16 protein-coding genes are annotated in these 21983 nt (G+C 66.7%); 8 read left to right on the top strand and 8 right to left on the bottom strand.

Annotated features, from left to right (window positions below):
* Nucleotides 1-3 precede the first annotated feature (3 nt).
* Genes ACFTSF_RS12060 through ACFTSF_RS12070 form a run of 3 tightly spaced genes read right to left on the bottom strand, consistent with a single transcriptional unit; the run spans nucleotide 4 to nucleotide 3101 of the window.
* The gene (locus tag ACFTSF_RS12060) at nucleotides 4-834 is read right to left on the bottom strand and encodes a carbohydrate ABC transporter permease (protein ID WP_380153850.1); all 831 of its coding nucleotides are present in this window, start codon (nucleotides 832-834) and stop codon (nucleotides 4-6) included.
* Nucleotides 821-1744 (bottom strand): carbohydrate ABC transporter permease, encoded by a 924-nt coding sequence (locus tag ACFTSF_RS12065; RefSeq protein WP_380153851.1) that lies wholly within the window; start codon nucleotides 1742-1744, stop codon nucleotides 821-823. Before ACFTSF_RS12065 ends, ACFTSF_RS12060 begins: the two co-directional genes overlap by 14 nt.
* Nucleotides 1745-1751: 7 nt before the next feature.
* Entirely contained in the window at nucleotides 1752-3101 is a 1350-nt protein-coding gene (locus ACFTSF_RS12070) for an ABC transporter substrate-binding protein (protein ID WP_380153852.1), read from the bottom strand.
* Between the two features lie 141 nt (nucleotides 3102-3242).
* Here ACFTSF_RS12070 and ACFTSF_RS12075 point away from each other — a divergent pair, with 141 nt between their 5' ends.
* The 3 genes from ACFTSF_RS12075 to ACFTSF_RS12085 all read left to right on the top strand — a co-directional run bounded on the left by ACFTSF_RS12075 (nucleotide 3243) and on the right by ACFTSF_RS12085 (nucleotide 7145).
* Nucleotides 3243-5234 (top strand): beta-galactosidase, encoded by a 1992-nt coding sequence (locus tag ACFTSF_RS12075; protein WP_380153853.1) that lies wholly within the window; start codon nucleotides 3243-3245, stop codon nucleotides 5232-5234.
* The gene (locus tag ACFTSF_RS12080; RefSeq protein ID WP_380153854.1) at nucleotides 5231-6241 is read left to right on the top strand and encodes a LacI family DNA-binding transcriptional regulator; all 1011 of its coding nucleotides are present in this window, start codon (nucleotides 5231-5233) and stop codon (nucleotides 6239-6241) included. Before ACFTSF_RS12075 ends, ACFTSF_RS12080 begins: the two co-directional genes overlap by 4 nt.
* Nucleotides 6242-6341: 100 nt before the next feature.
* Nucleotides 6342-7145: a hypothetical protein gene (locus tag ACFTSF_RS12085; protein ID WP_380153855.1), complete on the top strand. Its 804-nt coding sequence runs from the start codon at nucleotides 6342-6344 to the stop codon at nucleotides 7143-7145.
* Here ACFTSF_RS12085 and ACFTSF_RS12090 read toward each other — a convergent pair.
* The 5 genes from ACFTSF_RS12090 to ACFTSF_RS12110 all read right to left on the bottom strand — a co-directional run bounded on the left by ACFTSF_RS12090 (nucleotide 7142) and on the right by ACFTSF_RS12110 (nucleotide 15066).
* Nucleotides 7142-8989: a glycoside hydrolase family 127 protein gene (locus tag ACFTSF_RS12090; RefSeq protein ID WP_380153856.1), complete on the bottom strand. Its 1848-nt coding sequence runs from the start codon at nucleotides 8987-8989 to the stop codon at nucleotides 7142-7144. The genes ACFTSF_RS12085 and ACFTSF_RS12090 overlap by 4 nt on opposite strands.
* A complete protein-coding gene (gene mmsB / locus ACFTSF_RS12095) occupies nucleotides 8986-10236 on the bottom strand; it encodes a multiple monosaccharide ABC transporter permease (RefSeq protein WP_344163381.1) in 1251 nt (416 codons plus the stop codon). The genes ACFTSF_RS12090 and mmsB overlap by 4 nt, the downstream gene beginning before the upstream one ends.
* Complete coding sequence (mmsA, locus tag ACFTSF_RS12100) at nucleotides 10233-11774, bottom strand: multiple monosaccharide ABC transporter ATP-binding protein (protein ID WP_344163378.1); 1542 nt, start codon at nucleotides 11772-11774, stop codon at nucleotides 10233-10235. Before mmsA ends, mmsB begins: the two co-directional genes overlap by 4 nt.
* Complete coding sequence (chvE, locus tag ACFTSF_RS12105) at nucleotides 11771-12907, bottom strand: multiple monosaccharide ABC transporter substrate-binding protein (protein ID WP_380153857.1); 1137 nt, start codon at nucleotides 12905-12907, stop codon at nucleotides 11771-11773. Before chvE ends, mmsA begins: the two co-directional genes overlap by 4 nt.
* A gap of 89 nt (nucleotides 12908-12996) precedes the next feature.
* Nucleotides 12997-15066, bottom strand: a complete 2070-nt coding sequence (locus tag ACFTSF_RS12110; protein WP_380153858.1) for a glycoside hydrolase family 36 protein — start codon at nucleotides 15064-15066, stop codon at nucleotides 12997-12999.
* A 144-nt stretch (nucleotides 15067-15210) separates the two neighbouring features.
* Between ACFTSF_RS12110 and ACFTSF_RS12115 the strand changes: the two genes are divergently transcribed.
* The 5 genes from ACFTSF_RS12115 to ACFTSF_RS12135 are packed head-to-tail and all read left to right on the top strand — an operon-like array spanning nucleotide 15211 to nucleotide 21922.
* The gene (locus ACFTSF_RS12115) at nucleotides 15211-16515 is read left to right on the top strand and encodes a sugar ABC transporter substrate-binding protein (RefSeq protein WP_344163369.1); all 1305 of its coding nucleotides are present in this window, start codon (nucleotides 15211-15213) and stop codon (nucleotides 16513-16515) included.
* Nucleotides 16516-16519: 4 nt separating this feature from the next.
* The gene (locus tag ACFTSF_RS12120; RefSeq protein WP_380153859.1) at nucleotides 16520-17407 is read left to right on the top strand and encodes a carbohydrate ABC transporter permease; all 888 of its coding nucleotides are present in this window, start codon (nucleotides 16520-16522) and stop codon (nucleotides 17405-17407) included.
* Nucleotides 17408-18259 (top strand): carbohydrate ABC transporter permease, encoded by an 852-nt coding sequence (locus ACFTSF_RS12125; RefSeq protein ID WP_344163363.1) that lies wholly within the window; start codon nucleotides 17408-17410, stop codon nucleotides 18257-18259.
* Nucleotides 18256-20673: a beta-galactosidase gene (locus tag ACFTSF_RS12130; protein WP_380153860.1), complete on the top strand. Its 2418-nt coding sequence runs from the start codon at nucleotides 18256-18258 to the stop codon at nucleotides 20671-20673. Before ACFTSF_RS12125 ends, ACFTSF_RS12130 begins: the two co-directional genes overlap by 4 nt.
* A 10-nt stretch (nucleotides 20674-20683) precedes the next feature.
* Nucleotides 20684-21922: an ROK family protein gene (locus ACFTSF_RS12135; RefSeq protein ID WP_380153861.1), complete on the top strand. Its 1239-nt coding sequence runs from the start codon at nucleotides 20684-20686 to the stop codon at nucleotides 21920-21922.
* Nucleotides 21923-21983: the final 61 nt, after the last annotated feature.

Consider the following 21983-nt stretch of genomic DNA (forward strand, 5'->3'; position numbering starts at 1 on the left):
GCCTCATCCCTTCACACCCGAAGCGACAACGCTGCGGATGAAGTAGCGCTGGGCGAACAGGAAGATCAGCAGCGACGGCAGCACGTACAGTGCCGCGGCGGCCGCCTGCACGGTCGGGATCGCGTTGCCGTGCGGATCGCGGTACCAGGCGGTGATCGCGACCGAAAGGGTGGTGTGATCGACGTCGAGCAGCAGGGCCGGCGCGATGTAGTCGCCCCAGGTCCAGGTGAACGACAGCAAGAAGGAGGTCAGCAGCACCGGCCGGGACAGCGGCAGGAAGATGCCCGCGAAGATCCGTCCCCACCCGCAGCCGTCGATGATCGCGGCGTCTTCCAGCTCGCGCGGGATCGCGGCGAAGAACTGCCGGAACAGGAAGATCAGGTACGGCGACGCGGCCGCGCCCCAGAGCACCCACGGCCAGTACGTGTTCACCAGGCCGAGCTTGGCGAACAGCACGTAGGTCGGCAGCAGAGTGAGGATCTGCGGCAGCATCATCGTCGACACCAGGACCAGGAACAGTCCCTGTTTGCCGCGACCACGCAGCCGCGCGAACCCGAACCCGACGGCAGCGCTCGACGCCGTGATCAGCGTCGCGTACAGGGTCGACAGGAAGAGCGAATTGACGGCGTACGCCGGGAAGTTGATATCGGTCAGCGCGTGGACGAAGTTCTCCCACTGGGCGGCTCGCGGCAGGATCCGCGTCGGTACCGCGGCCCACTCGTCGCGAGTCTTCAGCGCGGCGAGCACCAGCCAGAAGAACGGGCCGACGAACAGGACGGCCAGCCCCATCAGTACGACGTAGACCGCCCCGGCGGATCTCCTACCGGTCGGCATCGGCGTCGACCTCGTAGTGGACCCACAGCCGGCCGGACCGCTGGATCAGCAACGTGAAGGCCAGAATCACCAGGAAGAACACCCAGAGCATCGCCGACCCGTAGCCGAACCGGTTGCTGGTGAAGAACTCCTGGTACACCTGCACCATGTAGAGGTGGGTGCTCTGCGGCACCTGACCAACACCGGCGATGCTGTTGGTCTCAGCGAGCAACAGCGGCTGGACGACGATCTGGAACGTCGCGATCACCCCGGTGACCACCTGGAAGAACAGCACCGGCGAGATCATCGGCACCGTGATGTGCCGGAACACCCGCCATGGGCTCGCGCCGTCCACGGTCGCGGCCTCTTCGAGCTCGGCCGGTACGCCTTGCAGCGCCGCCAGCATGATGACCATGCCACCGCCGAGGCCCCACAGGGTCAGGATGATCAGGGAGTAGAACGCCATCGGATCGACCAGCCAGCTGACCGGCGCGATGCCGACGACCTGCAGGATCGCGTTCAGGATGCCGGCGTCGCGGTTCAGCACCAGCTTCCACATGATCGCCATCGCGACGACAGGCACCACCGACGGGAGGAAGAAGATCGTCCGCCACAGGCCGACCGCTCGCAGCCGCCGGTTCAGCAGTACGGCGAGTGCGAGGCCGCCGGCCACGCTGAGAGGGACCGAGATCGCGGTGTAGGCGATCGTGCGAAGCAGGGCACTCCAGGCCGCACTGTCGCCGAGCAGTTCCGAGTAGTTGCGCAGACCGACCCACCGCCAGCGCGGTGAGCTGCCGTCGAAGTTGGTCAGGCTCACGCCGAACGCGTAAGCGAGCGGCACTGCCGTCAGCAGCAGGAAACCCAGCACCCACGGCGAAACGAACAGATAGAAGGTCCGGCTCGAGTACCGCGACCAACCGCGTTGACTCATCCCGCAATCAGCCGATCTGCTCTTTGCCCTGCTTGAGCACCTTGTTGAGTTCCTTGGTGATCGCCTGGCAGGCATTGTCGACGGTCGTCTGATTCTTGAGCACCTGCTGGAGATTCTTGTCCAGCGTCAGGTTCCAAGTGTCGACGGTCGCGTACGGCGTGTCCGGCAACGGCTTGGCGAACTGCAGTTCGGCCTGAGCGACGTCGTACGCCTGCTTCTGGTACGGGAGTTCCTGCGGCAGCTTCGGCAGCAACGACTTCAGCGCGGGCAGGCCCCAGCCGCTCTTGGCTCGTTCCTCGGCGGGCGGGCCGGCCATGAAGTACTCCATCAGCTTCCAGGCCTCGTCCTTGTGCTTGGACTTGGCCGGGATCCACGCACCGACACCGGCGTACGTCGGACTGATCCGCTGGTCGCCCATTCGCGGTGCCGGGGCCATCCGGATCACGCTCTGGAGTGCGGACTCCTTGACGAAATTGCCGCCGTACCAATAGCCGTCCTGGGTGATCGCCATCCGCTTCGCCAGGAACGTCGAGAGGTCCGAGCCGTCGGGTAGCGGGGTCAGCGAGGTCGGTCCGGCGCCGGCGCGCGCGAAGTCGACGTACCAGGAGAAGGCGCGCCGGGCGGCCGGAGTGGTGAAGTCGACCTCGGCGAGGTCGTCGGTGTACAGCTGCTCGCCCTGCTGGAGGATCATCGTGGCCATCGGGGCGAACAGGTTCCACGCCCACTCGAGGCCGAGCCCGTGGACCGTGGTCTTCCCGCCGCTGCGGATGGTCAGTCGCTTGCCGATGGCAAGCAGTTCGTCGTACCCGATCGGCTCGGTCGCACTCAGGTGCGGCACCTTGACCTGGTCGAAGAGTGCGCTGTTGTACCAGAGCGTCGCGTCCTGACTCCAGTCCTTCACCAGCCCGTAGTACGGGCCCTGACCGATCTTCGAGCCGTCCCAGCGGAAGCCGTCGTTCACCGCCAGCAGGTCGTCCTTCTTCAGTACGGCGCTCTTGTCGAGGTACGGCGTCAGGTCGGTCGCGAGGCCGCGCGCGTTGAGGTTCGCGCTACCCACCGCGGCACCGCGCACGAAGTCCGGCGGATTGCCGGCCGCCAGCATCGCGTTCAGGCGCGTCGGATCGGTCTGCAGGAAGTTGATCTTGACGCCCGGGTTCTTCGCCTCGAAGTCCGCGACGTGCTCCTTGGTGAGCTCGTTGTTGTTGTACATCACCGTCAGCGTGACTGTGCCCCCACTGCCGCCCTGGCCGGACGACGTACCGGACGACCCGGCGTTGCAGCCGCTCAGCAACCCACCCGCAGCCGCCGTTGCTCCGGTCAGCAACAACCGCCTGCTGATCCGTCCCGATCCGTCCATTCCGACCTCCCGATGCGGCATTTCTGTGAGCGCTCACAGTGTGTTGGCGAGCTGATTTGTCTGTCAATGCTTCAGATCTATGAATTCTCTATGCCATGCTGTGCACAATTCCTGTTCGCGCTCACAGACGAGGCACCGTCCATGACCCTGCTGCCGCGACCGACCGGCATCGCCTTCGGTGGTGACTACAACCCGGAGCAATGGCCCGAGGAGACCTGGTACGACGACGTGCGGCTGATGCGCGAGGCGGGCGTCAACCTGGTGAGCGTCGGCATCTTTTCCTGGTCACTGCTGGAGCCGTCGCCCGGCCGCTACCAGTTCGACTGGCTGGACCGGGTGCTGGATCTCCTGCACACTGCCGACGTCGCGGTCGACCTGGCCACGCCGACCGCCGCCCCGCCGCCGTGGTTCTTCCGGAAGCACCCGCACACCCGCCTGACCGATCGCGAGGGACGGGTCCTCGGGACCGGCGGCCGGCAGGCGTTCTGCCCGAGCTCACCGGACTACCGCGAAGCGGCCACGAGTATCACCACCAAGATCGCCGAGCGGTACGCCGGTCATCCCGCGCTGGCGCTCTGGCACGTGCACAACGAGTACGGCGGCGCCAACCCGCATTGCTACTGCCCGACTTCGGCGGCAGCGTTCCGCCGTTGGCTGGGGCAGCGGTACGTCTCGCTCGACGACCTCAACGATGCCTGGGGGACGACGTTCTGGGGACAGCAGTACGGCGACTGGGCGGAGATCGAGGTGCCGCTGATCGCTGCCACCGCGGTCAATCCCGCCCAGCGGCTGGACTTCCTGCGGTTCAGCTCCGATGCCCACCTGGAGAACTTCCGGGCCGAGCGGGACATCCTGCACCGGCTCTCGCCCGGCGTACCGGTGACGACCAACTTCATGATCAACAACTGCCAGTGGATCGACTACCACCAGTGGGCGGCCGAGGTCGATGTCGTTGCCAACGACCACTATCTGTACGCCGAACGGCCGGACAATCACATCGAGCTGGCGATGTCGGCGGACCTGACCCGGTCGGTCGCCGGAGGCGGCTGGCTGCTGATGGAACACTCGACCAGCGCGGTCAACTGGCAGGGGCGCAACGCGGCCAAGCGACCGGGTGAGCTGAGCCGGAACAGCATGAGCCATCTGGCCCGCGGTGCGGAGTCGGCGCTGTTCTTCCAGTGGCGGGCGTCCCGGTTCGGCGGCGAGAAGTTCCATTCGGCGATGGTTCCGCACGGCGGCACCAGCACGCGGGTGTGGAGCGAGGTCTGCCAACTGGGCGCCGATGTCGCGAAACTCGACGAACTGCGTGGCACCGAGGTCGTCGCCGACGTCGGCATCGTCTGGGACTGGCCGTCCTGGTGGGCACTCGAGCTGGAATGGCGGCCTTCATCGGATCTGTCCTACCTGGATCGGATGGCGGCGTTCTACGAGACCACCTGGCGGTCGCACCTGACGGCGGACTTCGTCCACCCTGAAGGGGACCTGTCGCGCTACCCCGTCGTACTGGTTCCGAGTCTTTATCTGACCACGCAAGCGGCCGCGAAGAACCTCGCAGCGTACGTCCGCGACGGCGGCACCCTCGTGGTGTCGTACTTCTCCGGCATCGTCGACGAGCACGACACCGTCCATCCGGGCGGCTACCCCGGTGCCCTGCGCGACCTGCTCGGAGTGACGGTCGAGGAGTTCCTGCCGCTGCTCGACGGTGAGCAGGTGTCGCTCGACGGCGGCGAGCGCGGCGATGTCTGGGCCGAACACGTCGTGGCCGGTAAGGCGTCGGTCGTTCGCCGGTACGTCGATGGTCCGGCGGCCGGGCATCCGGCGGTGACCCGGAATCAGGTCGGGAGCGGGTCCGCCTGGTACCTGTCGACCCGGCTGACCGGATCCGATCTGCGCGCCGTCCTGCGAGCTGCCGGGATGCCGCAGTACGACGAGCTCCCGGCCGGCCTCGAAGTCGTCCGGCGCCGCGGACCGGAACACGAGTACACGATCGCCATCAATCACTGTGACCAGGACAGGGTGCTACCGGGGACCGGCGACGAGCTGCTCACCCAGGCCGGTGCCGCCGGTGAACTCGTCGTACCGGCGGGTGCGGTCCGCGTCCTGCGGTCCGATCAGCGCAGAATGTCACCATGAGCTCCTCCGGACCGTCCCACCGCCCGACCATGGAAGACGTCGCCGAGGTCGCCGGTGTCTCCCGCGGCACGGTGTCCCGGGTGCTGAACGGCGCGCGGTACGTCTCCCCCGACGCACTCACCGCCGTCCAGCGGGCGATCCAGAAGACCGGGTACGTCGTCAACCAGCACGCCCGCAGTCTCGTCACGCAGCGATCCGACTCGGTGGCGTTCATCGTGTCGGATCCGCACGACCGGCTGTTCGAGGATCCCAACTTCAACATCCTGCTGAAGGGCTGTACCCAGGCACTCGCCGAACACGACCTGACGCTGGTGCTGACCGTTGCAGGCACGGAGGCGGATCGGCGGCGGGTCGGCCGCTGGGTCACCAGCGGTCACGTCGACGGCGCACTGCTGGTCTCCGACCATGCGGGCAGTCCGCTGATCGACGACCTCCGCTCGCGCGGACTCCCGATCGTGGCGGCGGGCCGGCCGATCGGCCACGAACGCGAGATCTCGTACGTCGCCGCCGACGACCGCGACGGCGCCCGCCAGATGGTGAACTACCTGCATTCACTGGGCCGCCGCAAGATCGCCATCATCACCGGCCCGGTCGACACCCCCGGCGGCGTCGACCGGTTGGCCGGCTACCACGACGTACTCGGCAAGCCGGATCCCCGACTGATTGCCCACGGCGACTACAGCCAGGCCTCCGGCGCTCGGGCGATGGACGAACTTCTCCAGCGCGTCCCCGACCTCGACGCCGTCTTCGTCTGCACCGACCTGATGGCCCTCGGCGCCGTCGCCTCCCTGCAACGAGCCGGCCGCCGGATTCCCGAGGACGTCGCCGTCGGCGGCTTCGACGACTCGAAGGCCGCGACCAGCTCGGTCCCGCAGCTCACCACGATCCGCCAGGACTTCCACCGGGTCAGCACCGAGATGGTCCGCCTCCTCCTGCAGAGCATCGGCTCCGACGAACGCTCCGCCAGCATCCTGCCCACCCAACTCATCCTGCGCGACTCAGCCTGACCGTTTGGGACGGATCGTGTTCGAGTGTGTACGCGGTGTTGCCCGACCTCGAAGCGCCCCAAGAGACTGCTGGCACCCCTTTCGTGAGGAGACATCGCCCATGACCCTCAATCGACGAACCTTTCTGCTCGCCACCGGAACGACCATCGCGGGTGCGGCAGTTGCCGCGCCCGCGGCCGCGCAGGAACTGGCCTGGGAGACCGCGCTGCCGGCCAATAGCTTTTCCAGTTACTCCGCGTTGGAGGCGAGCTGGAACTACCTTTATCCGTGGGGTTCCGACCACAACGGCAGCGCGCGGATGTACGCGAGCAGGACCGACCACAACCACGTGTACCTCGAGTCGGGCGGCGTACTGGTGCTCAAGGGATCGCGGATCACCTGGGACGAAGGTAAGAGCAGCAAGGATCCCTTCCTGCCGATCCATTACCACGCCGGTGCGATCCACTCGAAGCTTCAGGTGGTCGTCAACGACCGGTACCCGCAGTGGGAGGTGAAGGGTGAGTTCCAGGCGCCTTCCGGTCGTGGTACTTGGCCGGCGTTCTGGTTGACCGGGGTCAACAGCTGGCCGCCGGAGAGTGACATTCTCGAGTTCAAGGGTGACGCCCGGAACTGGTTCAACACCTATGACGGTGGCTGGGAGAACACCATCGTGCCGGTGTCGAACCCGGGTGGCTGGCATGGCTACCGGGCGTGGATCAACAAGGTCAGCGCAACGGACGTCGAGATCCACTACTACCTCGACGGCACCTGGGTCGGTCAGCATCGCGGCAGCAACTTCGTCGGCAAGCCGATGAACCTCATCATCAACCTGCAGATGGAAGGCGCGTCGGGTTCGTCAGGCCCGTCCGGCGACACCTACTACCGCGCCCGCAACGTGTACGTCGGTCGTGCCAACAACGGCTAGACCAGCGGGAGCCAGACGCGCATCGCACCTGGGCCGCGATTGGCCCAGGCGTGGTACGGGATCGCGGTGACGCTGATCGCCGAACCGGCCTGTGAATCCGGCTGATAGGGCTTGTACAGCTCGGTTTCGAGTGGTTTGGCGATGGCGGAGAGGCGGAGTCTGACGGGTGTGAGGTCGTCGGACAGGTGTTCTTCGGTGATTGGTGCCGTGCCGTCGAGGCGCAGTTGCTCGACCAGTACGCCGTCGGGCAGGTCGGCCTGCTCCACGCAGTACACGAGTGGTCCGCGGGCGACCGCCACACAACCGCGGACCGCGTCGACGCGGTCGTCCGCGCGGATCAGGCGGGGAGTCATCGGCAGGGTGAGCCGGACCGTCGCACCGTCTTCACACGCCACGCGCAGATACGCACCTGGGACCGGCGCGACGAGCACCTCGGCGTTGGTAACCGTGAGACTGGCCCCGGCGGCCCAGGTGGGGACCCGGATCGCCAGGTCGCCTTGCCCGCTGACGGTCACGACGACGTCGCCGTCCCAGGGATAGCCGGTCTCGACGACGGCGGTCAGTGTGTCCGTACTGAACGTGCCGGCGGTGAGGAGGTGTAGCTGGAGTCCGGATGCATCGGTCGTCGCCGCGTAGCCGTGGAGCGAAGCGAGTAGGCGGGCCAGGTTCGGCGGGCAACAAGCGCAGTCGTACCACGGCAGCCGCTCGCTGGGCGCGTCCTCGCTCGAGCCGTCGTGGCCGGTGCGGAGCTGCAGCGGGTTGGAGTAGAAGAAGGCGGTGCCGGTCGTCGCCAGCGAGGCCGCGATGGCATTGAGGAGGGCCCGCTCCATCTCCTCGGCGTACCGGGCTTGGCCGGTCGCCAGGAGCATGCGCCAACACCATTGCAGGGCAGCGATCGACGCGCAGGTCTCGGCGTACGCGCGGTCCGGCGGCAGCTCGTAGGGATCGCCGTACGCCTCGTCCCGGTGCCGGGAACCGTGTCCGCCGGTGAGGTACATCTTGCTGCCGAAGGCACTGTCCCACAGTTGTTCCATCGCGCTCAGCAGCGAATCATCACCGTTCTCGAGGTACAGGTCGGTGACTCCCGCGGCCAGATACAGCTGCCGCACCGAATGCCCGATGGCCTCGGTCGCCTCGCGCACCGGCAGATGATCCTGGTAGTACTGCGGACCGAACCCGCCGGTCAGGTTTCGTTGCCCACGGCGCTCAATCTGTAGCTCGGCCGCGCGCAGGTAGGACTCGTCGCCCGTTTCGCGGTAGAGCTCGACCAACGCGGTCTCCACCTCGGGGTGCCCGTCGATCAGCGGCACGTTGACGATCAGGTCGGCCACTCGCCGCGCGATCGCAAGGATGCGCGTGTCGCCACCACCACGATGCAGGGCCACGGCAGCCTGCAGGAGATGACCGGCGCAGTACAGCTCGTGACTGTGTTCCAGCCGACCGAAGCGTTCCTGGTCAGGGGACCCCTGCACGTAGGAGTTGAGGTAGCCGTCGGATTCCTGCACGCTCTCGAGGAGATCCGCCACCTCGGGCAGGACCTCGGCCCACTGGTCGGTGCCGCTGCGGCCCATCTCCCAGCCGATCGCTTCAAGTGTCTTGTACAGGTCCGAGTCCGCGAACCAGAATCCCACGAACTTGCCCGGCGGAACGTCCTCGGTGAGCCGGCTGAAGTTCTCGAGCACGCCGGTACGCCGGATGTTGTCCAGGCAGTGCGGAATCGTCGCAGCCGCGTTCAGCTCCTGCCAGCTGCCCAGCAACGAACCGGGGTCGAGTCGTGCCGCGCTCAGCGGCAACGGAGCGACGTACGGGGTCCGTCGCGGAGCAGCTGGTCCCAGAGTGGTCATCGAGCGTTGCCCGCCCGGCGCTTGTTGTAGATGTCGAAGGCAACGGCCAGCAGCAGCACGAGGCCCTTCACGACGGACTGGGTGGACTGCTCGACGCCCATCAGCTGCATGCCGTTGCTCATCACGGCCATGATCAGACCACCGACCACGGCACCGACGACCGTGCCGACGCCGCCGGCGACTGCTGCGCCACCGATGAAGGCTGCTGCGATCGCGTCGAGCTCGAACATGTTGCCGGCCGCGGGCTGGGCGCCGTTGGAGCGGGACGAGTAGATGGTGCCCGCGACACCGGCCAGGAAGCCCATGTTGACGAAGATCCAGAAGTTGACCTTGCGGACCTTCACACCGGACAGCATGGCGGCGGACAGGTTGCCGCCGATCGCGTAGACCTGGCGGCCGAAGACGGTGTCCTTGGTCATCAGGCCGTAGGCGATCACGAGGACGGCCAGAATGATCAGCACGATCGGCAGTCCGCGGGCGTGGGCGAGCTGCCAGGCGAAGTACATGACGACTGCTGCCACCAGCAGCACCCGGGCCACGAACAGCGGGAACGACTCGACGGGCTGCTGGTACCGGATCCGGGCCAGCCGGGTGCGGAACACGCTGACCGCATATCCACCAACCGCGAGAGCGGCGATCAGCAGGGTGAAAGCGTCGTACCCCTGGCCGCCGAGCAGGCCGTTCAGGAAGCCGCTGGCCACCTTCTGGTACTCGGCCGGGAACGGCGACAGCGAGACGTTGTCCAGCACCTGCAGGGTCAGACCGCGGAACAGCAGCATGCCGGCCAGCGTGACGATGAACGCCGGCATCCCGATATAGGCGACCCAGAACCCGTGCCAGGCACCGACCGCCGTACCCACTGCCATGGCCGCGACCATGCCGATCCACCACGGCTGCCCGTTCTGGATCACCAGTACGGCGGACACCGCGCCCGTCAACGCGACGATCGAACCGACCGACAGGTCGATGTGGCCGGCGATGATCAGGATCACCATGCCGATTGCGAGTACCAGGATGTAGGAGTACTGGAGCACGATGTTGGTGAGGTTGCCCGGGCTGAGCAGCACACCGTCGGTGAGGATCGCGAACAGCGCCACGATGGCGACGAAGGCGACATAGATCCCGCTCTGCCGCAGGTTGCGCATGATCAGCGTGCGCGGATCACTGGAACCGACGTGCAGGGCGGCGGCCGGGGCGCTGTCCGCCGCGGCATCGTCCGTCGGCGCCGAAGGTTTGATGCTGGTCATCCCGCGAGCTCCTTCTCCATGGTCATCAGCGCCATGAGGTTTTCCTGTGTTGCCTCGCCGACCGGCACCTGACCGGTGATCCGGCCGGCCGACAGCGTGTAGATCCGGTCGCACATCCCGAGCAGTTCCGGCAGCTCCGACGAGATGATGATCACCGCCTTGCCCTGGGCGACCAGGGCGTTGACGATCGTGTAGATCTCGTACTTCGCGCCGACGTCGATCCCCCGCGTCGGTTCGTCGAGGATCAGTACGTCGGGATCGGTGAACAGCCATTTCGCCAGCACGACCTTCTGCTGGTTACCGCCGGACAAGGTGCCGACGGTGTCCATCACGGTGCGGGTCTTGATGTTCAGGTCGCGCCGGCCGGCCTCGGCGACCTTGATCTCCTCGTTGCCGTTGACCCAGCCGGCCCGGGCCAGTTTGCCGAGGCCCGCGGCCGAGACATTGGCCCGGACGTCGGCGATCAGGTTCAGCCCGTACCGCTTGCGGTCCTCGGTGGCGTAGGCGATCCCGTGCTCGATCGCCTCGGCCACCGTCCGGGCCCGCACCTCGTTACCGTGCACGAAGAGCCGGCCGCTGATGTTGCGCCCGTACGAGCGTCCGAAGACGCTCATCGCGAGCTCGGTCCGCCCGGCGCCCATCAGCCCGGCGATACCGACAACCTCACCGGCCCGTACGTCGAGCGTCGCGCCGTCGACGACCTTGCGGTGCTGCACCGGATGCCACGCCGTCCAGTCCTCGATCCGGAGCACCTCGGCCCCGGGCTCGGAGACCCGCTCCGGGTAGAAGCTTTCCAGGTCGCGGCCGACCATGCCCCGGATGATCCGCTCCTGGGTCACCTCCCCGGAACGGATGTCGAGGGTCTCGACCGTACGGCCGTCCCGGATCACCGTCGTGGTGTCGGCGATCGCGGTGATCTCGCTCAGCTTGTGCGAGATCATGATGCAGGTGACACCGCGGTCGCGCAGCCGCCGGAGCAGGTCGAGCAGATGCGCCGAGTCCACGTCGTTCAAGGCGGCGGTCGGCTCGTCGAGAATCAGCAGCCGGACGTCCTTGGCCATCGCCTTCGCGATCTCGACCAGCTGCTGCTTGCCGACACCGAGCTGGATCACCGGCGAGACCGGGTTCTCGTGCAACCCCACCGATGCCAGCAGCTCCTGGGCATCGGCGTTCGTCTTGTTCCAGTCGATCAACCCGCCGCGTCCGCGCCGTTCGTTGCCGAGAAAGATGTTCTCCGCGATCGACAGGTACGGAACGAGCGCCAGCTCCTGATGGATGATGACGATGCCGGCGGCTTCGCTGTCCCGGATGCCCGCGAAGTGCACGGGCTTCCCGTCGAACCTGATCTCACCGTCGTAGGTGCCGCTGGGATAGACGCCCGACAGCACCTTCATCAGGGTCGACTTGCCGGCGCCGTTCTCACCGCAGATCGCGTGGATCTCCCCTCGCCGGACGGCGAGGGACACCTCCTCGAGCGCCTTGACGCCGGGGAAGCTCTTGGTGATCCCCCGCATCTCCAGCAGGACGTCGTCGGTCACTTGGCTTGACCGGCGGCCACCTCGGCGGCCGTGTAGTAGCCGGAGTCGACCAGCGCCTTCGTGATGTCGTCCTTGAAGACCGTCTGGATCGGCAGCAGGTACGCCGGGACCACCTTGACGCCGTTGTCGTACGACTTGGAGTCGTTGGCCTCAGGCGTCTTCTTCTGCAGGAACGCCTCCGCCGCATTGACGGCCTGGTCGGCGAGCAGCCGGGTGTCCTTGAAGATCGTCGAGCTCTGGACACCGTCGGCGATCAGCTTGACCGACGCGATCTCCGCGTCCTGGCCGGTGATCGCCGGGATCGGGTTGGCCGCCGTACCGTAGCCCGCGTTCTGCAGCGCGGTGATGATGCCGCGGGAGATGCCGTCGTACGGCGAGAGCACACCCGCGACCTTGGCGCCGTCGTTGTAGCTCGAGGTCAGCAGGTCTTCCATCCGCTTCTGCGCGGCCTCCTGCTGCCAGCGCAGGGTCGCGACCTGCTCCATCTTGGTCTGCTTGGACTTGATGACCAGCGATCCGTCGGCGAGGTACGGCTTCAGCGTGTCCTCGGCGCCCTGGAAGAAGAAGTGCGTGTTGTTGTCGTCCAGCGACCCGGCGAACAGCTCGATGTTGAACGGGCCCTTCTTGGCGCCCTTCGAACCGTCCGCGTTCTCCAGCCCGAGCCCCCGCAGCAGCGCCTTGCCCTGCGCGACACCGACCTTGTAGTTGTCGAAGCTGACGTAGAAGTCGACGTTCTGGCTGCCGCGGATCAACCGGTCGTAGGCGATCACCGGGATCTTCTTGTCGGCGGCCGCCTGCAGCTGGCCGCTCAGCGCGGTGCCGTCGATGGCGGCGACGACCAGTACGTCGGCGCCCTGGGTGATCATCTGGTCGACCTGCTGGGACTGCGTCGGGATGTCGTCGTTCGCGTACTGCAGGTCGACCTTGTACCCCTTCGCCTCCAGCTTCTCCTTCACGGCCTTGCCGTCGGCGATCCAGCGCTCGGACGTCTGCGTCGGCATCGACACCCCGATGGTCAGATCCTTCGGCTGCTGACTCGCAGTGTCGGTGCTGCCACCCGCTCCCTCACCACCACAGGCCGCAAGACCGAGCACCAGCAGGGCGCCACTCACGGTGGCCAAGAACCTCTTCATCACAACTTTCCCTTCCGGGGACACGCAGGCGGACTGTTAGCGCTCACATGTTGGCGCTCACAGTGGTATTGGTCAAGTCCTCGCTCGCGTCAGTGCTGCAGGCGGATGAGGCGTGCCGCCGGACCGGCAGGCAGGCCGACACCGAGTCGGCTGCCCTCCAGATCGAGGGTCGTCGGCAGGTCGGCCGGGAACAGCACGTCGGCGGTTCGCCAGGTACCAGGCAGCGGTACGTCGACAGTCGTGGCACCGTCGCCGCGATGCCAGACCGCCAGCAAAGCGGTGCCGTCGGCAACGAGCGCCAGCGCGATCTGGTCGTCGTACCAGCCAGGGAGACCGAGGGGCCAGTACGGCTCGGCCTGCGCGATGAGGGAGCGATACTCCTTGTACGTCGAGACTGCCGCAGCGACCCGAATCCGTTGCTCTGCGTCCATTTCGTCGGGTCGCCCGGACAGATGGATCCGGCCCAGCAGTGCATTCACCAACGCGAACGATGCTTCTTCCGGGGTATGCACGGGCCGCGGATAAGCCCACACCGCACCTTGCTCGGGGGTCACGGCACTCGGTGCGGCAGCGGCGATCGGCGCATACGCGAGCAGCTCGACCTGGTCGCTGGTCGAGTGCAGCGTCATCCGCTCGAGCATCGCGTAATCGAGTCGCATGCCTCCGGATGCGCAGCTCTCCAGAACGAGCCCGGGATGCCGATCCAGCAGGTCGTCGAGCCAGGACAGGTATGCACGATTGTGACCTAGCAACCCAGCCCCGGGAGCCTCACCGAGAGCATCGGTACCGGGCAGGTTGATGTTGTAGTCGAACTTGAAGTAACCGATCCCGTACTGCGCGATCAGACCGTCGACCACCGAATCCATCCGCTCGCGGACGGCCGCCGACCGGAAGTCGAGGTGGTAGCGGCCGGTCTCCGCGATCCGGCGGCCGTCCCGCCAGAAGAACGCGTCCGGCGGGAGCTGCTCGGCGATCTCACTCCGCACGCCGACCACCTCGGGCTCCAGCCACAATCCCGGTACCAGGCCGGCGTCCTGGATCTCCTTGATCGTCACACCGAGGCCATCGGGGAAGCGGACCTTCGACGGTTCCCACGCCCCGACGGTGTCCCACCAGCCCGAGTCGTCGGAGTACCAGCCGGCGTCGATCACGAAGTACTCCGCACCGGCCTCAGCCGCGGCCGCGACCAGCGGACTGAGCTTGTCGGCGGTCGGATCGCCCCACAGACAGTTCATGTAATCGTTGAAGATCACCGGCAGATTGCTGTGATCCACCTGCGGTCGCCGCATCGCCCGCCGGTACGACGTGAGTGCGCGCAACCCGTCGTCGAGGCCACCGCGGGTTACCGCGACGGCGACCGGGACCGTGGTGAACGACTCCCCCGGCGCCAGGCGTTGCCGCCACTGATGCTCGACATCGGTCGGGCCGGAGACCTGCAGATACAGATCCTCCTTCAGCCCACCGAGCTCCCAGTGCCACGCACCTTGATGTTCGATCTGCCAAGTCCAGGTCAGCTCATCGGTCTCGATGGCACCCATCGGCAGCAACTCTGCACTCGACCAACTGCCGAGGCTGGTGGCGGCGAACCGGTCCTTGGGGTCACCAGACCCGAGGATGCTCACCAGGCCGGCCTGCTCCGGGCTCAGCACCTGCCAGCGCAACTCCGCGCACCACGAGTTCCGCGCTTGGTGGATCCGGGTGCCCGCTCGCAACCCGCCTCCGAAGCCCGCCAGCGCGAGTGACGAGAGGTAGGTCAGGGTGAGTTCGCCGGTGCCCCGGTTGATCACCTCGGTCGTTGCGCGCAGCACCGACGTACCGGCCCAGCTCTCGATCCGGCTCACTACCTCGAGATCGTTGGAGGCCTGCCGGACCACCAGCACTTCGTTGCCCGCAGCATTCTTCTGCTCGGTGACCTCGACCAGTCGGAGGGCGTCGGCCGCCGCGTAAGTGCGGTGCCGGGTGCCGGGCGGCTGATGAATCCGGCCGTGACCTGTCAGGTTCAGTTCGACCAGGTTGACCGCGAGGTCTTCGCTCGGCGGCTGCACCTCGGCCGGTCGTAACGAGCTGATCCGGACCGGCGCGGTGTCGTCGGTCAGGAGGAGGAGCTCGACCGCCCCGCTCGTCCACCGCACTCTGCCCGCTGCTGACTCGATCGGCATGAAAACTCCTTGGGGTAGTGAGTTGTTCACGCTAACAGGCATTCGGTCACGATTCAGCCGGATCTCGAACGAGGTCTTGGCAAGGGTTTTTCTGACGGTTAGTTTAACCCCCACCTCAACCCCTGAGCAGAAGGAGGCACGGCGATGACATCGACGTCGAACGGGGGTCTCTCGCGACGGGGTTTCCTCGGACTGGGACTCTCCGCGGGCATGATCACGCTGACCGCCTGTGGTGCGGACAGCGACAAGCCGTCCGGTGGTGGTGACGCGGCCGCCGAACTCGTGATGACGGTGTGGGGCGGCGAGAACGACAAGGCGACGTACCAGAAGCGGATCGATCTGCTGGTCGCGAAGTACCCGGAGCTGAAGGTGAAGCTGCAGCTGATCCCCAGCGACGGTTACGCACAGAAGGTGCAGACGATGATCGCGGGCGGCAAGGGCCCGGACATCATGCAGGTGGCCGAGAACGTCAACGTCTACTCCAGCAAGAACCAGCTGCTGCCGCTCGACGACCTGGCGAAGAAGGCGAACCTCGACCTCACCCAGCGGTTCGGTGCGATCGGCAAGATCTACAGCTACCAGGACAAGGTCTACGCGATCCCGGACCGCTCCGGCGCGATGATCGTGTACTACAACAAGAAGCTGTTCGAAGCGAAGGGCATCAAGGCCCCGACCGCCGACTGGACCTGGGACGACGCACTCAGCGCGTTCAAGGAACTCACTGTGCCTGGTAAGCAGTGGGGCTACTCCGGTGCCGGCTGGTGGGCGCAGTGGTGGAGCTTCGTCTATCAGAACGGCGGCAAGATCATCGACGACGCGGGTAAGCCCGCGGTCGCCACCGACGAGGTGATCGAGGCGCTGCAGTGGGCCGGTGACCTGGTGACGAAGCACGGCGTCGTACCGAACCAGAAGCAGTACGCCGACATGGGCGCCGACGTCGGTGGCGACGCGGCGTTCGCCAGCGGCAAGGTCGCCGTCAACACGACCGGTTTCTGGGCGATCAACGGTCTGTCCAAGGCCACCATCGACTGGGACATCGCACCGCTGTGGCGGGGCAAGCAGCAGGCGGTGACGGCGTTCGGTAGTGGCCTGGCCATCTCCCGGACCGTCAAGAACCCCGATGCCGCGTTCAAGGCGATCGAGTTCCTGACCTCGCCGCCGGCCCAGCAGCAGATCATCGCCACCGGTGAGGACGTGCCGGCTGCCGTCGAGGTGCAGAAGAGCGACGCGTTCCTGAAGCCGTCCTGGATGACCAAGCCGGTGAACATGAAGGTGTTCGGCGAGTCGAGCGACTTCATCTACCGGGCGCCGTTCATCCCGGCCTGGAACGAGATGCAGAAGGCCTTCGACGACGGACTCGCCGACTTCTGGCTGGGCAAGACCGACGCCCGGAGCGCGCTGACCGCCGTACAGGCGAAGCTCGAGTCGGTCGTCAAGCCGGCGGGGTAGGCGGATGTCGAAGCTGCGGCGCCGGGAGGCGCTTTGGTTCTACCTGTTCGCCTCGCCCTGGATCATCGGGTTCGTGGTGTTCCTGCTCGGCCCGATGGTTGCCTCGATCTACTTCTCGCTGACCGACTGGGACTCCTTCACACCCCCGAAGTGGGTGGGCCTGGACAACTACCGGCGCCTGCTCACCGACGATCCGGTGTTCTGGAAGGCGTTGTGGAACACGTTCTACTACGCCGCGATCTCGGTCCCGCTCGGTCTCGTGCTCGGCCTGTGGCTGGCGAACCTGCTGAACAAGCAGGTGCGGATGCGCAAGCTGTTCCGGACGCTGATCTACCTGCCGACACTGGTCCCGCTGGTCGCGACCGCGATGATCTTCAAGATGGTGCTTGCGCCGTCCGGTCCGCTGAACGACCTGCTCGGCGTGGTCGGTATCCCCGGCCCGTCCTGGCTGCTGGAAGCGGTCTGGGTGAAACCGGCACTGATCCTGCTGTCGGTCTGGGGTGCGGGCGGCGCGACCGTGTTGTTGCTGGCGGCAATGAAGGGCATCCCGCGGGAGTTGTACGAAGCGGCCGAGGTGGACGGGGCGAGCTCGATCCGGCAGTTCTGGAGTATCACGGTGCCGCAGCTGACGCCGATCATCTTCTTCAACCTGATCATGGGGTTGATCGGCGCGTTCCAGGTGTTCTCCCAGGTCTACATCCTGACCAAGGGCGGACCGAACAACGCCAGCCAGACGATGGTTCCGCTGCTGTTCGACCAGGCGTTCTCCTTCTACCACTTGGGCTATGCGTCCGCGCTGTCGTGGTTGCTCTTCGCCGTGATCATGGTCTTCACCCTGGTCGCGTTCCGGAGCGCACGGCGCTGGGTGTTCTACGAGACGGAGGTCCGGTAGATGTCGGTCCGTGCATTCCGCGCGACGCCGTTCAGTTACGCCACGCTGATCGTGGTGTCCGCCGTACTGTCGGTGCCACTGGTCTTCGTGGTCTCGATCGCGCTGGCCAGTGATCAGACGGTCAACGCGAACGGGTTCACGATCATCCCGCGCGAGTTCCACTGGGAGAACTTCACCCGCGTCTTCGGGACCGAGTTGCCGATGCAGCGCTTCCTGCTGAACTCGGTGATCATCTCGGTCGGCGCGGTGGCCGGGCAGGTGCTGTCCAGCGGCCTGGTCGGCTACGCGTTCGCTCGGTTGCGGGCGCCGGGGAAGAACGCGCTGTTCCTGATCGTCATCGCGACGATGATGATCCCTGGGCAGATCACGATGATCCCGCAGTTCATCCTGTTCAAGGAGCTCGGCTGGGTGAACACCTTCCTGCCCTTGATCGTGCCGAACTTCTTCTCCAACGCCTTCAACGTCTTCCTGGTCCGGCAGTTCGTGTCCCGGCTGCCGAGCGAGATCGACGAGGCGGCGATGGTGGACGGGCTCGGCTTCTTCGGCATCTACCGCCGGATCATGTTGCCGATGCTCGCCCCGGTGCTGATCGCGATCGGCATCTTCACCCTGACGGCCACCTGGGGTGACTTCATGGGTCCGCTGATCTACCTGAACGACGAGTCCAAGATGCCGCTCGCGCTCGGCGTGCAGTACATCACCAGTACGTCGCAAGCCCTCCAGGCCCCGCCCTGGAACCTGGTGATGGTCGGGTCGATCCTGCTCACGCTGCCGATGATCCTGGTCTACTACCTCGGCCAGAAATACCTGTACGAGATGGACATCAGCGGCGGCAGCGCGGGGGTCAAGTGAACACTATCCAGTTGTGCGCGTCGCTGTTCTACTTCCGCCTGCCGCGGGAGCAGTGGCGCGCCCGGCTCGACCAGGTCCGCGCGTCCGGCTACACCTGTGTGGACGTCTACCTGCCATGGAACTTTCACGAGCTCTCTCCTGGTCGCTGGGACTTCGAGGGGCGTCGTGATGTCGCGGCGTTCCTGGACCTGGCGGCCGCAGCCGGCTTGTCGGTGATCGCGCGGCCCGGTCCTTATATCTGTTCGGAGTGGGACGGCGGTGCGCTGCCGGCCTGGCTGGGGCTTGACCCCGAACTCCAGGTTCGGCAGAACGAGCCGCGGTTCCTGGCACAGGTCGCGGCCTGGTTCGATCAGGTCATGCCGATCCTGGCCGAGCGGCAGCACTCGCCAGTCATCATGGTTCAGCTGGAGAACGAGCTCGACTTCTTCGACTGCACGGATCGGCCGGGTTACCTGACCGCCCTGCGGGATCTGGCGATCGGGCACGGGATCACGGTGCCGTTGATCGCTTGCGCGGGACAGGGTGACTTGTTCGGCGCCACCGGTGACGTCGCGGGCGTCGTACCGGCTTGCAACTTCTATCCCGACGACGACTCACCGCATATCGAGGCCGAGGTACGGCGGTATCACGATCTGCTGGCTGAGCGCGACCTCCCGTTGCTGGTGACCGAGACGAACCGTCGGCACCGGACATTGCGGAGGTTGCTGGTGTCCGGTGCGACGCTGATCGCGCCGTACCTGCAGTCGTCCGGCTGGAACTTCGGCTACACGCCGTCGACGGGGAACTGGGGTGACCCCGGCAACTTCATGAGCCATTGGTACGACTTCGGCGGGTATGTGTCGCCGACCGGTCAGGAACGGCCCGAGTACGCCGAAGCGCAGGTTCTGGCGCGAGTGATCGACGTACTGGGTCCGCGACCGGCCGTGGCCACGCCGGCTGCTGAGGTGCTGACCGACTTCCCGACCAGCTCGGTGTTCGGCGCGCTGGAACTGAGCGGTGGTGGGCAGGTGATCGCCGTACCGAATCTCGGCCTGGTCGATGGGCACGCGACGATCGCCGGTGTGCGGGTGGAGGTCGCGGCCGGTGCTTGTCCGCTGATGCCGGTCGGGCTGCCGGTGGGCTCGCATACGCTCACGGTTGCTTCGGCGGATCTGGTTGGTGTCACGGACGGCGAGCTGGTGTTCTCGTCCGCCGTGCCGGTGACCGTCGTCATCGACGACATCACGGTCGTGGTACCGGTCGGCTCGACAGCGACCGTTGCGGACCTTTCGCTTGTCGCAGTTCCTCCAGCTGTAACCAAGCAGGTCGATGAGGTGGGCGCGGCGACAACCGTGACCTCGGTACGACGTCGGTCGGGCGAGGCGCCGGTTGCCGTGGCCGGTGACTACGAGCTGCCGCCGACGCTCGAATCGCTCGGTGTCTATCGCGGGCGCGGCACGTACAGCGCGACGACGGATCTCACCGGCGTCGACCAGCTGCTCGTGGCCGGAGCCGCCGACATCGTCGACCTCACGATCGGGGGTGTGGTCCGGCCGTCGTTCGTGACGTTCGGTGCGCCGCGGCGGATCGATGTGCGGGAGCTGACCGGGCCGGTCCCGATCGAGGCGACCGTCGAGATCTGGGGGCACGCGAACTTCGACGACACCCGGCTGCCTGCGTTGCGGCTCGGTGCTCTGCGCGGTCTCGGCTCGGTCTGGAAGGTCACGGCGGTTCGGGACGTGACGGCGTTGTGGACGGTGAGCGGTCACTGGGCTGGGCAGCCAGCGCCGGTTCGGGCACTCGGTGGGTGGAGCAGTACGCGAGGTGGCGAACGAGTCACTTACACCCGGCTGGTCCACTCCCCCACGCCTGCGGCGCTGCTGCTGCGTGGCCTCGACGAGCCTGTGTTCGTCCGGATCGACAGCGCGGACCCTGTCACTGTCTTTGCAGAGAACCCGTGGGTCCTCCTGCCGGCCGGGTCGTCGCAGGTCGCCGTGACGCTGCCCCACGACGCGAGCCGTCCTGGTCTCGGTGCCGACCTGCTGACGCTGGCCGCGGTGACCGGGTGGTCCTGCACTGCCCAGGACGACGAGCTGCTGACCGCCTTCGCGGTCTCCTCCAGCCCTGGCCTCGCTGTCGAGCTGCCGCTCGAACTCGCAGCCGGTGAGGAGGCTTGGCTCGACGTGGATCTGCCCGCGTCGGACGCCGGCTACGTGCTGAGGTTCGAGGGCACTCAGCTTCGGGTGACCGGCTGGTCCGGCGGTGAATGCATCGGCCGCGTCTGGCTGGGTGATCGGCCCGCGTTCTCGGGCGGGGACCCCGACCGGCTCTGGATCCCGCCTGGTTGGGCGGGTCTCACCTTGCTGCTCCGCGGTGTTGACGGCGCTGGAGCGGCTGAACTGCGTACGCTACGGCTGGAGCCACCGACGGATTGAGGGGGATTTGGTGCCACGACAGACCTCCCATGACCTGCGCAACGAGAACCGGTTCGAGGTTCTCCACGCGCTGTTCACGCTCGGCCCGTCGACGCGGCAGGAGCTCACCCGGCACACCGGGCTGAGCACGGCCACGGTGGCGACGCTGGTCAACGAGTTCCTGGCGGCCGGCGTACTGCGGATCGCCACGGTGGAACGCCGTACCGTCGGACGCCCGTACGAGCGGCTCAGCATCGACCCGGATCGCGGGCGGATCGTCGGTGTCGATGTCGCCGAGACCTACGTCGACGCGACCGTGTTCGACCTGGGACTCGGCCCGCTCGGGCACAGCGCGATCGCCCTCGACGAGCACAAGAACGACCCGGCGTACGTCGTGGACGGCATCGTCACCGCCACCGAGAACGCGCTGGCGACCGTCGACTCCGGCCGGACGGAGCTGATCGGCGTCGGCGTCAGCATGCCGGGCCAGGTCCAGCCGGATGCCGGAGTCTCGGTGTTCGCGCCGAACTGGCAGTGGCACGACGTCCGGATCGAGGAGCTGCTGGAGAACCGCCTGGGCATCTCCGTGTACGTCGACAATCCGCTGAAGGCGATCACGCTGGCGGAGATGTGGTTCGGCGTCGGCCGCGTCACCGACACGATGGCCGTGGTCAACCTCGGTACCGGAGTCGGCGCCGGGCTCGCGATCGAGGGCACCCTCATCCGCGGCGCCACCAACAACGCCGGCGAGTGGGGCCACACCCTCCTGCAACTGGACGGCCGCCCCTGCCGCTGCGGACGACGCGGCTGCGTCGAGGCCTACCTCGGCGTCCACGGCCTCGAGATGACCCTGGCCGAGATCGCCCCCAACCACTCCGCGCTGAAGCAGCCGCTGCAACGCGGTTTCGTCGACGCAATCGCCCAAGGGCTAGCCGCCGACGACCCCGAGCTGACCGAACTGGCCCGCCGTACCGCGCATTATCTGGCGGCCGCCCTCGCCGACCTGGTCAACCTCCTCAACATCCCGCACCTGACCCTCACCGGCTGGACCTCATCCGCCATCGGCCAGTGGCTCATCCCAGCAGTCCGCGACGAACTCCCCACGCACGTGTTGCCCGGGTCGATGGCCGGCCTAGTAGTCGAAGCCTCCGCCGTCCCGGGCAACCCAGTAGCACTAGGCATGGCCGCCTTCACCCTCGAGCAATACCTAGGCCGCCTCGGCGTCCCCAGCCCAGCCAGCACCCCAACCCCCCGCCGCCGCCTGCGCTAACCCCGCACGCCGCCACAACGTCCGAAAACCCGCACACATGGTCTCCGGATCTTCGGACGTT

It is taken from the genome of Kribbella sp. NPDC056951 (genome assembly GCF_042674205.1).
In the GTDB taxonomy this organism is placed as follows: Bacteria; Actinomycetota; Actinomycetes; order Propionibacteriales; family Kribbellaceae; genus Kribbella; species Kribbella yunnanensis.